A 15,720-nucleotide genomic window follows, 5' to 3' on the forward strand; every position below is an offset into this window, starting at 1 on the left:
TCTCCGGCTTCTTTCGCCGACTCGATTATCTTACACTCTTTTCTCTTTTTAGTCAATCTTTTTTTTACTTTTTTTTCTTTTTCTTCGGGTTACTTTATCCCTTCTCTTGAGTGCCTCCTTAATTTACCATATCTCTCCCTCTTTGTAAAGTATTATTTTTATTTTTTTACTTTTTTCCTTGATTTTTTGCCTAATACAAAAAAAGGATACCCGAGGTATCCAAAATAAAAAAAGAACCGGCAGCTTGCTATTTTCGCACCGCAGTACTATCTTCGCCGTTATGATGCTTAACTTCTGTGTTCGGTATGGGTACAGGTGTGTCCATCATGCTATCGCTACCAGATCTCTTCTCTTTAAGCAATTCCTTTCGAGAATCACTCAAAACCGGATAATAGTTCCTTCCATTTGCTCGTCTCCAACCTTCTCTTTAGGTTAAGTCCTCGACCTATTAGTATCAGTCCGCTTAACATGTCGCCATGCTTACACTCCTGACCTATCTACCTTATCGTCTTTAAGGGGTCTTACTCACTTGCGTTTTGGGAAGTCTCATCTTGAAGTGGGTTTCACACTTAGATGCCTTCAGCGTTTATCCCTTCCATATTTAGCTACCCAGCTGTGCCACTGGCGTGACAACTGGTGCACCATTGATATGTCCATCCCGGTCCTCTCGTACTGAGGACAGATCTTCTCAAACTTCCTACGCCCACGACAGATAGGGACCGAACTGTCTCACGACGTTCTGAACCCAGCTCGCGTACCGCTTTAATGGGCGAACAGCCCAACCCTTGGAACCGACTTCAGCTCCAGGATGCGATGAGCCGACATCGAGGTGCCAAACCTCCCCGTCGATGTGAACTCTTGGGGGAGATCAGCCTGTTATCCCCAGGGTAGCTTTTATCCGTTGAGCGACGGCCTTTCCATTCAGCACCGCCGGATCACTAAGCCCGACTTTCGTCCCTGCTCGACTTGTTGGTCTCGCAGTCAAACACCCTTTTGCCTTTGCACTCTGCGCTTGATTTCCATCCAAGCTGAGGGTATCTTTGGGCGCCTCCGTTACTCTTTGGGAGGCGACCGCCCCAGTCAAACTGCCCACCTGACACTGTCCCGTCACCAGTTTATGGCATCCGGTTAGAACTCCAATACACGAAGAGTAGTATCCCAACAGCGACTCCTCACACACTGGCGTGCATGTCTCTTCGTCTCCTACCTATCCTGTACATCCTGCATCAAAGTCCAATATCAAGCTGCAGTAAAGCTCCATGGGGTCTTTCCGTCTAGTCGCGGGTAACCTGCATCTTCACAGGTACTAAGACTTCACCGAGTCTACAGCTGAGACAGCGCCCAAATCGTTACGCCTTTCGTGCGGGTCAGAACTTACCTGACAAGGAATTTCGCTACCTTAGGACCGTTATAGTTACGGCCGCCGTTTACTGGGGCTTCAATTCAGTGCTTCGCTTGCGCTGACACATCCTCTTAACCTTCCAGCACCGGGCAGGCGTCACCCCATATACGTCGTCTTTCGACTTAGCATAGAGCTGTGTTTTTGGTAAACAGTCGCTTGGGCCGTTTCACTGCGGCTCATATCTCTATGAGCACTCCTTCTCCCTAAGTTACGGAGTCATTTTGCAGAGTTCCTTAGCTATAGTTCTCTCGCTCACCTTAGGATTCTCTCCTCACCCATGTGTGTCCATTTTCGGTACGGGTTACTGTATGATTAGCACTAGAAGCTTTTCTTGGAAGCTTGCTTCACGCTCTTCTGTACTCGCCTTAGCTTTCCATCCGCTTCACGCCTTCGCCTTTCGACAACCGGATTTGCCTGGCTGTCAGCTACCTCGCTTGCACCTGCTTTTCCAGCTCCAGGATGCGCTAGCCTGCTCCGTCACTCCTTCATTCATACCGTAAGTACAGGAATCTCTACCTGTTGTCCATCGACTACGCCTCTCGGCCTCGCCTTAGGTCCCGACTTACCCAGAGCGGACGAACCTTCCTCTGGAAACCTTGGGTTTTCGGTGCGCGGGATTCTCACCCGCGTTCCGCTACTCACACCGGCATTCTCTCTTCTATACGCTCCACTGCTCCTTCCGGTACAGCTTCTCCGCCTATAGAACGCTCCCCTACCACTTACATCTCTGTAAATCCATAGCTTCGGTAATATACTTAGCCCCGGTAAATTATCGGCGCAGAGTCATTCGACTAGTGAGCTGTTACGCACTCTTTAAAGGATGGCTGCTTCTGAGCCAACCTCCTAGTTGTCTGGACATCTCCACATCCTTTTCCACTTAGTATATATTTTGGGACCTTAGCTGATGGTCTGGGCTGTTTCCCTTTTGACAGTGGACCTTATCACCCGCTGTCTGACTGCCGAGCCTGTCTCTGTGACATTCGGAGTTTGATTATATTCAGTACCCCGGGATGGGGCCATCACATATTCAGTGCTCTACCTTCACTTGACCTCTCTCTCGACGCTAGCCCTAAAGCTATTTCGGGGAGAACCAGCTATCTCCGAGTTCGATTGGAATTTCACCCCTAGCCACAACTCATCCGCCAACGTTTCAACGGGGGTCGGTTCGGTCCTCCATCGGGTTCTACCCCAACTTCAACCTGGTCATGGCTAGATCACTCGGTTTCGGGTCTACGACATGCAACTTTCGCCCTCTTAAGACTCGCTTTCGCTTCGGCTCCGCATATCCTGCTTAACCTCGCTCCATATCGTAACTCGCCGGTTCATTCTACAAAAGGCACGCTATCACCCTTTAACGGGCTCTAACTTCTTGTAAGCATATGGTTTCAGGTTCTCTTTCACTCCCCTCCCGGGGTTCTTTTCACCTTTCCCTCACGGTACTGGTTCACTATCGGTCACAGAGTAGTATTTAGCCTTGCCAGATGGTCCTGGCTGATTCCGACAGGATTCCTCGTGTCCCGCCGTACTCAGGTGCTGTCTCAAGCTTCCTCACTATTTCGACTACGGGGCTCTCACCCTGTTTCGCCGGACTTCCCATTCCGTTCGTCTATAATGTCTTCTTGCTCTTTCTCGACAGTCCTTCAACCCCGATCCTTGGATCGGTTTGGGCTCCTCCCCTTTCGCTCGCCACTACTTAGGGAATCATTTCTTTATTTTCTCTTCCTTCAGGTACTTAGATGTTTCAGTTCCCTGAGTCTCGCCTCTCTGAAGCTATTTTTTCACTTCAGGATACCCGGTCTCTACTCCGGGTGGGTTCCCCCATTCGGATATCGACGGCTCTTCGCATGCTTACTGCTTACCGTCGCATTTCGCTGTTTGCTGCGTCCTTCTTCGCCTCTCTGTGCCTAGGCATCCGCCATACGCTCTTTCTTACTTTACCTATTGGTGTTCTTGATCACTTTACTATTTACTTTCGTCTCTTCAGTGATTCTTTTCTTAGTTTTCGACTTCTCTAGAAAGACCTCAATAATCTTCTTATCTCGATCTCTTCTTTTCTATCGCAAATTTCTTCTATTATCCAGTTTTCAATGATCTCTTTTAAGCAATACTCCTCCTGAGCATCACTCAAAACTAAACAGTATTAATGAAACTTCACTTCTCTTCTTTCTCCTTAGAAAGGAGGTGATCCATCCCCACGTTCCCGTAGGGATACCTTGTTACGACTTCACCCCAATCATCAATCCCACCTTAGACAGCTCCCTCCTTGCGGTTAGGCCACCGGCTTCGGGTGTTATCAACTCTCATGGTGTGACGGGCGGTGTGTACAAGGCCCGAGAACGTATTCACCGCGACATGCTGATTCGCGATTACTAGCGATTCCAACTTCATGTAGTCGAGTTGCAGACTACAATCCGAACTGAGAATGGTTTTCTGGGTTTCGCTCCACCTCGCGGCTTCGCTTCCCTCTGCTCCATCCATTGTAGCACGTGTGTAGCCCAGGTCATAAGGGGCATGATGATTTGACGTCATCCCCGCCTTCCTCCAGCTTGTCACTGGCAGTCTCGCTAGAGTCCCCAACTTAATGATGGTAACTAACGATAAGGGTTGCGCTCGTTGCGGGACTTAACCCAACATCTCACGACACGAGCTGACGACAACCATGCACCACCTGTATCCCATATATCTATCTCTCCATCTCTGGAGCCTTTATGAGTATGTCAAGACCTGGTAAGGTTCTTCGCGTTGCTTCGAATTAAACCACATGCTCCACCGCTTGTGCGGGCCCCCGTCAATTCCTTTGAGTTTCATTCTTGCGAACGTACTACTCAGGCGGAGTACTTACTGCGTTAACTGCAGCACTGAGATTTGACTCCCAACACTTAGTACTCATCGTTTACGGCGTGGACTACTAGGGTATCTAATCCTATTTGCTCCCCACGCTTTCGGGACTGAGCGTCAGTTGCAGGCCAGATCGTCGCCTTCGCCACTGGTGTTCCTCCATATATCTACGCATTTCACCGCTACACATGGAATTCCACGATCCTCTCCTGCACTCTAGCTGCCCGGTTTCTATGGCTTACTGAAGTTAAGCTTCAGTCTTTCACCACAGACCCTTGCTGCCGCCTGCTCCCTCTTTACGCCCAATAATTCCGGATAACGCTTGCCACCTACGTATTACCGCGGCTGCTGGCACGTAGTTAGCCGTGGCTTCCTCATAAAGTACCGTCACTCGGATACCATTCCCTGTATCCGCCTTTCTTCCTTTATAACAGAAGTTTACAGTCCGAAGACCTTCCTCCTTCACGCGGCGTTGCTCGGTCAGGGTTCCCCCCATTGCCGAAAATTCCCTACTGCTGCCTCCCGTAGGAGTCTGGGCCGTGTCTCAGTCCCAGTGTGGCCGGTCACCCTCTCAGGTCGGCTACGCATCGTCGCCTTGGTGAGCCGTTACCTCACCAACTAGCTAATGCGCCATAAGTCCATCCTCTACCAGTGCCTTGGCACTTTTAATAAACTTACCATGCGGTATCTTTACCTATGCGGTCTTAGCTATCGTTTCCAATAGTTATCCCCCTGTAAAGGGCAGGTTACTTATGTATTACTCACCCGTTCGCCACTCGGGCATTGCTGCCCGCGTTCGACTTGCATGTATTAGGCACGCCGCCAGCGTTCATCCTGAGCCAGGATCAAACTCTCCATTGTCTCTTTATCTTTACAATCTTTCGTTTGTTTAGCTCTTCTTTTTCTCTTCTATCCGTTTCCGGATCCTTCTTTGACGTGTGTTTCTTAATTCTGTTTAGTTTTCAATGATCTCTCCGGCTTCTTTCGCCGACTCGATTATCTTACACTCTTTTCTCTTTTTAGTCAATCTTTTTTTTACTTTTTTTTCTTTTTCTTCGGGTTACTTTATCCCTTCTCTTGAGTGCCTCCTTAATTTACCATATCTCTCCCTCTTTGTAAAGTATTATTTTTATTTTTTTAAGCAAAATAATAACTCATAACTTAAATAGTTCTCAACAAAATAATTCTTACGCTTGTTTTAACTGATGCATTGTGCATTTTTTATTTGTACGTTTGAATTTTTATCATTGTTCTATCTTACGAAAATAAAACAAAAAGAAATATGTCTAATGCTTTAACCCAGTCATATGATGCTCTTACTCATGATACTTTTATAAGCACGCTAAGGTTTTGAAAACAACTACAAGGAATTCAAATATGTATTTCCTAATATACTGATTTAGAACTTTAAGACTTACTGAATTAATAAAATCTCAAAGACTAAATGCAATGATAAAATTTCTAAATAATGTGATATATGAAGGATTCATCAAATAAGATATTTTTAAAATAAAAAGACAAATTCACCTAAAATCTTATTTTCTCAAAAAATATAAGTTATATATGTTATGATAAATAGAATTTAACTTTTCACTACAGTTTTTTCTTTACTTTTTGCACTCTTTATCTACTTTTAAATTAAAACTGTTTTTTCAATAAAAAACCACCCCTTAAACAAGAGATGGAATTACTAAATCCTTATTAACCAATTTTTTTATAAACATCAATAAATTCTTGTGCTAAATCAATAACAACTAATGCAGTCATCAAATGATCTTGAGCATGTACCATTAGTAAATTTAATGGTGATTTTTCACCACGAATTTCAGCTTGAATTAATTCTGTTTGTGAATGATGAGCTTCATTTACTGTTTCTTTAGCAGCTTGTAAAGATTCATCTGCCTTTTCTAAATCACCAGCTTTAGCGTACTGAATAGCTTCAATTGCAGAACTACGAGCACTACCGCTGTTTACAATTAGATTAATTACTATTTGTTCTTGTTCATCCATTTTGATTTCTCCTTATAACACAAATTTTCAGAAATACATCTGCCCTTATATTATACCCAACTGACATATCATTTTCAAGCGGTTTCAATGATTTTCAAAATGTAAAAGAAATACCGATTATACTGTTATTTTCAATTAAATACAACTTCTTACGATAACTTCTAGACACATATTTTCAATACAAATCGCCTTATTTTTATTAACTCTTTTTACTTTAAAATATTCATAGGTATTTACATCTTTATTGACTTAATACCAATTATTTTTACACCTATAATTATCAGATAGGACCTTTCTCTTCGATTATTTTTTGCTAAATATAACTAACATAATATACATAATCTATATACAAATATAAAAAACAAAAAGGAGTTCATAATGACATTGCCATAATGACTCCCTTTTTATTTGATATATTATTCAATAATATCAGAAATATTTCCAGAACCTACAGTTCTACCACCTTCACGGATTGAGAATTTAGTTCCTTTTTCAATTGCGATTGGTGCAATTAATTCTACAGTTAATTCAACATTATCCCCAGGCATAACCATTTCTACACCATCTGGTAATTGGATTACACCAGTTACATCAGTAGTTCTGAAGTAGAATTGAGGTCTATAGTTAGCGAAGAAAGGAGTATGACGTCCACCTTCATCTTTACTTAAGATATATACTTGAGATTTAAATTTTTTGTGTGGATTAACTGATCCAGGTTTAGCTAAAACTTGTCCACGTTGGATTTGATCACGGTTGATACCTCTTAATAAAACCCCTACGTTATCTCCTGATTCAGCATAATCTAATAATTTACGGAACATTTCAATACCAGTAGCTACTGTATTTTGAGTTTCATGGATACCAACGATTTCAAGAGGATCGTTTAATTTTAATTGTCCACGTTCAACACGTCCAGTAGCAACAGTACCACGTCCTGTGATAGTGAATACGTCTTCTACAGGCATTAAGAATGGTTTATCTGTATCTCTAGTTGGAGTTGGAATATAAGTATCTACAGCTTCCATTAATTCATGAATAGCTGGAACCCATTTTGGATCTCCTTCTAAAGCTTTTAATGCAGAACCACGGATAACTGGAGTGTCATCACCTGGGAAATCATATTCGCTTAATAATTCACGAACTTCCATTTCTACTAAATCTAATAATTCTTCGTCATCTACCATATCGCATTTATTTAAGAATACGATAATATAAGGTACACCTACTTGACGAGATAATAAGATATGTTCTCTAGTCTGAGGCATAGGACCATCTGTTGCAGCAACTACTAAGATAGCTCCATCCATTTGTGCAGCACCAGTGATCATGTTTTTGATATAGTCAGCATGACCTGGACAGTCAACGTGTGCATAGTGACGAGTAGCTGTTTGATACTCAACGTGTGCAGTGTTGATTGTGATACCACGTTCTTTTTCTTCTGGAGCAGCATCGATTGAAGCATAGTCCATAGCTTGTGCTTGCCCTTCTTTTGATAAAACTGTTGTAATAGCAGCAGTTAAAGTTGTTTTACCATGGTCAACGTGACCAATAGTTCCGATATTTACATGCGCTTTAGAGCGGTCAAATTTTTCCTTAGCCATTTAAGGTTCCTCCTAATTTATATTTTTGTACATATACATTCTAATTTATTTATTTGAAAAAATCAATAAGATTTTAATTGGTGCTAATCGTTTCCACCGTTTTTCTTAATAATTTCTTCTCTAATAGATTTTGGTACAGGTTCATATCTATCAAATCTCATAGTATAGTTACCACGACCTTGAGTAAATGAACGTAAATCTGTTGCATAACCAAACATTTCTGATAAAGGTACAGATGCTTGAACAGAAATAGCATTTCCTCTTTCTTCTTGTCCTTCGATCATACCACGACGTGAAGATACGTCACCCATAACACTACCTAAATATTCAGCTGGGGCAACAACTTCCACAGCCATAATTGGTTCCAAAATAACTGGAGCACATTTTTTACCTGCAGCTTTAAGTGCTAAGCTGGCAGCTACTTTATAAGCCATTTCTGATGAATCGACATCATGGTATGATCCATCAAATAATGTAGCTTTAACATCTAAAACTGGATATCCAGCAATCATACCTGTTTCTAGTGCATCTTCTAGACCCACTTTAACTGAGTTGATATATTCTCTAGGTACAGCACCACCAACAACTGCATCAACGAATTCAAATCCTTTACCTTCATTAGGTTCAAATTTAATCCATACGTGACCATATTGTCCACGACCACCTGATTGTTTAACATATTTACCTTCACAATCAGCTGCTTGAGTAATTGTTTCACGATAAGCAACTTGTGGAGCTCCTACATTAGCTTCTACTTTAAATTCTCTTCTTAAACGATCAACAATTACATCTAAGTGTAATTCACCCATACCAGCAATTACAGTATCACCTGTTTCAGGATTTGTATAAGTTTTAAATGTTGGATCTTCTTCAGCTAATTTTGCTAATCCTGTACCAAGTTTATCTTGATCTTGTTTTGTTTTTGGTTCAATAGCAAGTTCAATAACTGGTTCTGGGAATTCCATTTTTTCAAGAATAACGAAATTCTTTTCGTCACAAATAGTATCACCAGTTGTAGTATTTTTAAAACCTACTGCAGCAGCAATATCTCCTGCATATACTGTACTAATTTCATTACGTTTATTAGCATGCATTTGAAGAATACGTCCTAAACGTTCTTTTTTGTCTTTTGTTGAATTTAATACATAACTTCCAGCTTCAGCAGTTCCTGAATATACACGGAAGAATGTTAATTTACCTACGAAAGGATCAGCCATGATTTTGAAAGCTAATGCTGCAAATGGTTCTTCATCAGAAGCATGTCTTTCAATTTCATTTTCATTTTCATCAACACCTTTAATTGATGGAATATCAGTAGGTGCAGGTAAGAAATCGATAACTGCATCCAACATTGGTTGAACACCTTTATCTTTATAAGCAGATCCACATAATACTGGGAATAATTCAACTGCTAAAACCCCTTTACGGATAGCTGCTTTGATTTCATCTTCTGTTGGTTCTTCACCTTCTAAGACTTTCATTAATAAATCATCATCATAAGTAGCAGCAGAGTCTAACATTTTAGCACGATATTCTTCTGCTTGAGCCATATATTCTTCAGGAATATCTTTATAAACAACGTTTTCACCTTTATCCCCTTCAAAATATACTGCTTTCATTTTAATTAAATCGATAACACCTTCAAATGTATCTTCAGCACCAATTGGTAATTGAATAGCTACACCATGCACTCCTAGTCTCTTATCTAAAGATTCTAAAGACATAATAAAGTCAGCTCCAGTAGCATCCATTTTATTACAGAATACAATACGAGGTACTCCATAAGTTGTAGCTTGACGCCAAACTGTTTCAGTTTGAGGTTCAACACCAGCTTTAGAGTCTAATACAGTCACGGCACCATCTAATACACGTAAAGAACGTTCAACTTCTACAGTGAAGTCAACATGGCCCGGTGTATCGATAATATTAACACGATATCCATTCCATTGAGCAGTAGTTGCTGCAGATGTAATTGTGATACCACGTTCTTGTTCTTGTTCCATCCAGTCCATTTGAGAAGCCCCTTCATGAGTTTCTCCAATTTTGTGGATTTTCCCTGTGTAATAAAGAACACGTTCAGTTGTTGTTGTTTTACCAGCATCAATATGAGCCATGATTCCTATATTACGAGTTTTTTCTAACGAGAATTCACGAGACATAATTTTTCTCCTTTCTTAATTTTTGGTTGGATATTACCAACGGAAATGAGCAAATGCTTTATTAGCTTCTGCCATTTTATGTGTATCTTCTTTCTTCTTAACAGAAGCCCCAGCTCCATTAGAAGCGTCAATGATTTCGTTAGCTAAACGATCAACCATTGTATTTTCATTTCTCAAACGAGAATAATTAACTAACCATCTTAATCCTAAAGTCATTCTTCTTTCCCCAGAAACTTCTACTGGTACTTGGTAGTTTGCCCCACCAATACGTCTAACTTTAAGTTCAAGAACTGGCATAATATTGTTAATTGCTTGATCAAAAACTTCCATTGCTGGATTTCCAGTTTTTTCTTCAACTTTTTTAAATGCATCATATAAGATGTTTTGCGCTACACCTTTTTTACCATCAAGCATAATGTTGTTGATTAATTTAGATACAGTTTTAGAATTGTACACTGGATCAGGTAGAACGTCTCTTTTAGCAACTTGACCTTTTCTTGCCATTTAATTTTCCTCCTATACTTGATTTTAAGCTTTTGGTTTTTTAGCACCATATCTTGAACGGCCTTGTTTACGATTGTTAACTCCAGCACAGTCCATAGTACCACGTACAATGTGATAACGAACCCCTGGTAAATCCTTAACACGACCACCACGAATTAAAACAACACTATGTTCTTGTAAGTTATGTCCAATTCCTGGAATATATGCAGTTACTTCCATACCATTTGATAATCTAACACGGGCATATTTACGTAAAGCTGAGTTAGGTTTCTTAGGTGTCATGGTAGCAACACGAGTACAAACACCACGTTTTTGAGGTGAATTAGTTATTGTTGGTTTTTTAGCCAATGAGTTAAAACCTCTGTTTAACGCTGGTGATTTTGATTTTGTAGTTTTGTCGGTACGACCTTGTCTTACTAATTGATTAATAGTAGGCATTACTTTTCTCCTTTCTTCCATATTCAAACACACAATACCGGGTGTTTCATATTTCGTAATAAACAACGCGCTCCATAACGAGCACCGTAAATCATAATAATCTATTTACTTGTTTATGTCAACATATTTTTTACTTTTTTTATTTTTTCTTATACAAGTTTATACATCCAATCTTATTTCTCATACTTTAATATTATTGTTATCATGTGCATAGCACGTGATATTTTGTTTCACAATAAAAACCACGCCTAAAAGACGTGGTTTTCTCTGAGGCTATAAGCCTTTGTTACTTGCTCGCGTCTCAAGGCGCTGCTTTCACTTCGCTCAAGCTATTGCTTTTGACTCTCGCTATCCCTCAAAGGGATTATTTTCATTTTTTTACTTTTTTCTTCTTAACTTCTTGTTTTTTCTTTTCTTCCTCTATTTCCTTATCCTCGAATGGATTTTGGTATTCCTTCACACTCAATTTGTCCATCGCAATATCATGTCGTTCCTGTTCCCTTATATACTTTGCGACTGTTGCATCATTCAATCCTACTGTACTCACATAATATCCTTCTGCCCAGAAATGTCTATTCCCATATTTATATTTTAAATTCGCATGTCTATCGAAAATCATTAATGCTGATTTTCCTTTCAAATATCCCATGAACTTTGATACACTTTCCTTTGGTGGAATCATTACTAACATATGTACATGATCAGACATTAAGTGCCCTTCGATTATTTCCACTCCTTTATATCTGCATAGCGTCCTTAAAATTTCACCTATATCTTTTCTTAGTTGATTATAAATCACTTTTCGTCTATACTTGGGTGTGAAGACGATGTGATATTTACACATCCACTTTGTATGTGCCAATGAATTTGCTTTTTGAGCCATACTTCTATCACCTTTCCTTTCATATATGATAGCTTGAACAACTTTAATATATATCGGAAAGGTGAATATTTGTATAACTTTTTTATCGCTCCACCCGCATAGCAGGTGGTTTTTTATTTCGCATACTTCGTATGCTCAACTGACTTAAGTCTATATATTCATACAAGTATGAATATTAAAAATTAAAAACAAGCAGGATTATCCTGCTTGTTCTATCACTTCATTATCCTCAGATACAATTTCTGATTCATCAATAGATTCATCAACTACTTCCTGACTTGCAGCGAAAGCTTCTTCGGCTTCACGTTTTAAAGTTTCAGGAGATTTCAAAGGTCCACGAAGTCCTGTTCCAGCCGGTAATAATTTTCCAATTAAAACATTTTCCTTCAATCCTTTTAATAAATCTTTTTTACCTTTAATTGATGCATCGGTTAAAATCTTTGTAGTTTCTTGGAATGATGCAGCAGATAAGAAAGATTCTGTTTCAAGAGAAGCTTTTGTGATTCCAAGTAATACTGGTCTTGCAACAGCAGGATGTTTACCAGATCTCAAAACATCGCGGTTTAACTCTGTAAATGCATTGACATTAATATTAGTACCAGGTAGACATCCCGTATCGCCACCTTCTATCACTTTCATCTTTCTTAACATTTGTTTAACAATAATTTCGATGTGTTTATCAGAAATTTCAATCCCTTGAATACGATAAACCTTTTGAACTTCTTTAATAATATAATTTTCAACAGCCTCAACATCAGCAACTGATAACAACTCTTTTGGATCGATAGACCCCTTTGTAATCTTATCACCAATATTGATATGATCTCCAACTCCAACTCTAATTTTAGCACCATAAGGAGCTAAATAGCTGCGTGTTTCCAAATCATTAGTAATCACAACTTCCATTCTTCCAGCATTATCAATTAAATTAGTTACCTCACCTTCAATTTCACTAATAATTGATTTTGCTTTTGGATTACGAGCTTCAAATAATTCTTGAATACGTGGTAACCCTTGTGTAATATCAGCACCACCAGCTACTCCACCGTCATGGAAAGTACGCATTGTAAGTTGGGTACCAGGTTCTCCAATTGATTGAGCCGCCATAATTCCTACTGCTTCACCAAGTTCAACAACATCTCCAGTAGCTAAATTACGACCATAGCATTTTCGACAAATACCACCTTTAGCGCTGCATCCAAGAACTGAGCGAATTTCAACCTCTTTAATATCAGCATTAACAATATCATCAGCTATCGCTTCTGTAATCAACTCTCCTCCAGCGACAATTAATTCACGAGTTTCTGGATGGAAAATATCTTTTTGTGAAAAACGTCCTACTAAACGATCTCGCAATGGTACAATAACTGATTTATCATCATTATTGTATAACTCTGTAACAATAAAGCCACGATCCGTTCCACAATCTTCTTCAGAAATAATTACTTCTTGTGCAACGTCAACTAAACGTCTTGTTAAATAACCTGAATCGGCAGTCTTTAACGCTGTATCTGTAGATCCTTTACGAGCACCATGGGTAGAAATAAAGAATTCTGATGCTGTTAACCCTTCTCTAAACGAAGATTTGATAGGTAACTCAATCGTTTCTCCTTTTGGGTTAGACATCAATCCACGCATACCAACTAACTGTGTAAAGTTTGATAAAGATCCACGGGCTCCAGAATCTGACATGATGAAGATTGGATTTCGATCATCAGCTTCGAATTCTTGACGAACTACTTCTTGAACCTCATCTTTGACATCCGTCCATAATTTAATAACATTTTGATATCTTTCAGATTCTGTTAATTTACCCTTATTATAGAACTTTTTGATTTGCTCAAGCTTTTCATCAGCTCTTTCAAAAATTTCATATTTTGCATGAGGAACCTGAATATCGTATACAGATACAGTTGTTCCCGCAATAGTCGAATAATAGAAACCTTGATCTTTTAACTTATCAAGCATCAAACTAGTATCTGACATCGCTTGATGTTTAAATACTTCATCAATTATTTTTCCTAAAGATTTCTTATTTAAAGGCTTAATAATTGGCTGCTTTTTGATATGTTCTTTGATATTTGTTCCCATTGGTACAAAATACTTATCTGGTGTTGCAATTAAATTTTCACTACTTGGATCATTGATAAATGGGAATTGTCCATCAAAGATATCATTAAATAGAATCTTACCAACAGTCGTAATTAAATAACATTTATTTTGAGCTTCTGTAAATGTACTATTATTCAAAGCAGAAGCTTTAATTGCCACTCTCGTATGCAATCCAACTGTTTTTGCAAAATAAGCATGATCGACTTCATTACGATCAGCAAAAACAGTACCTTCACCAATACCATCTACATCTTCTAAAGTTAAATAATAATTACCTAATACCATATCCTGAGAAGGCGTAACGATCGGCTTACCATCTTTAGGTCCCAAAATATTATTTGACCCTAACATTAATTGACGTGCTTCTTGAATAGCCTCTTCACCTAATGGTACATGGACAGCCATTTGGTCACCATCAAAATCAGCGTTAAATGCTGGGGTAACCAATGGGTGTAGACGAATTGCTCGTCCTTCAACTAACTTTGGCTCAAAAGCCTGGATTCCTAATCTGTGAAGAGTAGGTGCACGATTCAATAATACTGGATGCTGCTTGATAACCTCTTCTACGATTGGCCAAATGCGATCATCCATTTTTTCAATCAATCTTTCAGCAGCTTTAATATTAGTTGCCAATTGATCTCTTACCAATCCGTTGATTACAAACGGTTTGAATAAATTTAGTGCCATTTCACGAGGAATACCACATTGATACATTTTTAAATCTGGACCGACTGCAATTACAGAACGCCCTGAATAATCGACACGTTTACCAAGCAAGTTTTGACGGAAACGTCCTTGTTTTCCTTTTAAAGTATGGCTTAATGATTTTAAGGCACGTCCCCCAGCTCCAGTAATTGGTTTAGAACGACGTCCGTTATCAATTAATGCATCTACTGCTTCCTGTAACATTCTCTTTTCATTTTGAACAATGATAGATGGAGTCCCTAATTCTAATAATTTCTTTAAACGATTATTACGAGTAATAACTCGACGGTATAAATCATTTAAATCAGAAGTAGCGAAACGCCCTCCATCCAATTGTAACATTGGCCGTAAATCTGGTGGTATTACAGGTAAAGCTTCTAAGATCATCCATTCTGGTTGATTTTCTGAAGATCTAAAAGCTTCTATCGCTTCTAATCGTTTCAATAATTTTGTTCTCTTTTGACCTTGAGCCTCTTTTAATTCTTTGCTTACTTTTTCAAATTCAGCATCAAGATCCACTTGTTTTAATAATGTTTGGATTGCTTCAGCACCAATCTTAGCCTCAAAAGTATGACCAAACTGTTCAAAACATTTACGATAGTCTCTTTCAGATAATACCTGCTTATATTCTAAAGGCGTACTTCCTTTATCAATAACTACATAAGAAACAAAATAAATAATTTCTTCAAGCTGTTTTGGTGACATATCAAGAATAAGTCCCATTCTTGAAGGGATTCCTTTTAAGTACCAAATATGAGCAATAGGTGTCGCTAATTCAATATGTCCCATTCTTTCACGGCGAACAGCTGATTTAGTTACTTCAACACCACAGCGGTCACAAACCACACCTTTATAACGTACTTTTTTGTATTTTCCACAGCTACATTCCCAATCCTTTGAAGGACCGAAAATTCTTTCACAAAACAATCCGTCCTTTTCTGGTTTTTGAGAACGATAGTTAATTGTTTCTGGCTTTTTTACTTCACCATAAGACCATTCGCGAATCTTTTGAGGAGAAGCTAAACCAATTTGAATTGCTGAGAATTTATTTGTATTTGCCATCTCTAT

At 39.1% G+C, this 15,720-nt stretch carries 7 protein-coding genes and 3 rRNA genes; all 10 read right to left on the reverse strand.

The genetic code is table 11. From position 1 onward, the window contains the following. Window positions 1-234 precede the first annotated feature (234 nt). The 10 genes from rrf to rpoC all read right to left on the reverse strand — a co-directional run bounded on the left by rrf (window position 235) and on the right by rpoC (window position 15,714). Window positions 235-343: ribosomal RNA gene (rrf, locus tag OC535_RS07880) — 5S ribosomal RNA — on the reverse strand. Between the two features lie 85 nt (window positions 344-428). Then, window positions 429-3,341 (reverse strand): 23S ribosomal RNA (locus tag OC535_RS07885). 235 nt (window positions 3,342-3,576) lie between these two features. Next, window positions 3,577-5,101: ribosomal RNA gene (locus tag OC535_RS07890) — 16S ribosomal RNA — on the reverse strand. The 16S, 23S and 5S rRNA genes sit together here, the layout of an rRNA operon. 840 nt (window positions 5,102-5,941) lie before the next feature. Beyond that, complete coding sequence (locus OC535_RS07895) at window positions 5,942-6,250, reverse strand: PTS lactose/cellobiose transporter subunit IIA (RefSeq protein ID WP_024722190.1); 309 nt, start codon at window positions 6,248-6,250, stop codon at window positions 5,942-5,944. Between the two features lie 416 nt (window positions 6,251-6,666). Then, entirely contained in the window at window positions 6,667-7,851 is a 1,185-nt protein-coding gene (gene tuf / locus OC535_RS07900; RefSeq protein ID WP_024722189.1) for an elongation factor Tu, read from the reverse strand. Between the two features lie 83 nt (window positions 7,852-7,934). After that, window positions 7,935-10,010, reverse strand: coding sequence for an elongation factor G (gene fusA, locus OC535_RS07905; RefSeq protein WP_024722188.1), 2,076 nt, complete (start codon window positions 10,008-10,010; stop codon window positions 7,935-7,937). Window positions 10,011-10,043: 33 nt separating this feature from the next. Next, on the reverse strand, window positions 10,044-10,514 hold the full coding sequence (gene rpsG, locus OC535_RS07910) for a 30S ribosomal protein S7 (protein WP_003539656.1): 471 nt from the start codon (window positions 10,512-10,514) through the stop codon (window positions 10,044-10,046). 24 nt (window positions 10,515-10,538) lie between these two features. Further along, on the reverse strand, window positions 10,539-10,952 hold the full coding sequence (rpsL, locus tag OC535_RS07915; protein WP_024722187.1) for a 30S ribosomal protein S12: 414 nt from the start codon (window positions 10,950-10,952) through the stop codon (window positions 10,539-10,541). 370 nt (window positions 10,953-11,322) lie between these two features. Next, a complete protein-coding gene (gene tnpA, locus OC535_RS07920; protein ID WP_024722880.1) occupies window positions 11,323-11,835 on the reverse strand; it encodes an IS200/IS605 family transposase in 513 nt (170 codons plus the stop codon). 198 nt (window positions 11,836-12,033) lie between these two features. Further along, the gene (gene rpoC / locus OC535_RS07925; protein WP_024722186.1) at window positions 12,034-15,714 is read right to left on the reverse strand and encodes a DNA-directed RNA polymerase subunit beta'; all 3,681 of its coding nucleotides are present in this window, start codon (window positions 15,712-15,714) and stop codon (window positions 12,034-12,036) included. Between the last annotated feature and the right edge of the window lie 6 nt (window positions 15,715-15,720).

It is taken from the genome of Clostridium sp. Marseille-Q5894, from assembly GCF_946902305.1.
Lineage (GTDB): Bacteria > Bacillota_I > Bacilli_A > Erysipelotrichales > Coprobacillaceae > Thomasclavelia.

What these genes read in the sequence shown, in the direction of transcription:
- OC535_RS07895 (WP_024722190.1), bottom strand. Translation starts at nt 6,250, where the DNA reads ATGGATGAACAAGAACAAATAGTAATTAATCTAATTGTAAACAGCGGT.
- tuf (WP_024722189.1), bottom strand. Translation starts at nt 7,851, where the DNA reads ATGGCTAAGGAAAAATTTGACCGCTCTAAAGCGCATGTAAATATCGGA.
- fusA (WP_024722188.1), bottom strand. Translation starts at nt 10,010, where the DNA reads ATGTCTCGTGAATTCTCGTTAGAAAAAACTCGTAATATAGGAATCATG.
- rpsG (WP_003539656.1), bottom strand. Translation starts at nt 10,514, where the DNA reads ATGGCAAGAAAAGGTCAAGTTGCTAAAAGAGACGTTCTACCTGATCCA.
- rpsL (WP_024722187.1), bottom strand. Translation starts at nt 10,952, where the DNA reads ATGCCTACTATTAATCAATTAGTAAGACAAGGTCGTACCGACAAAACT.
- tnpA (WP_024722880.1), bottom strand. Translation starts at nt 11,835, where the DNA reads ATGGCTCAAAAAGCAAATTCATTGGCACATACAAAGTGGATGTGTAAA.
- rpoC (WP_024722186.1), bottom strand. Translation starts at nt 15,714, where the DNA reads ATGGCAAATACAAATAAATTCTCAGCAATTCAAATTGGTTTAGCTTCT.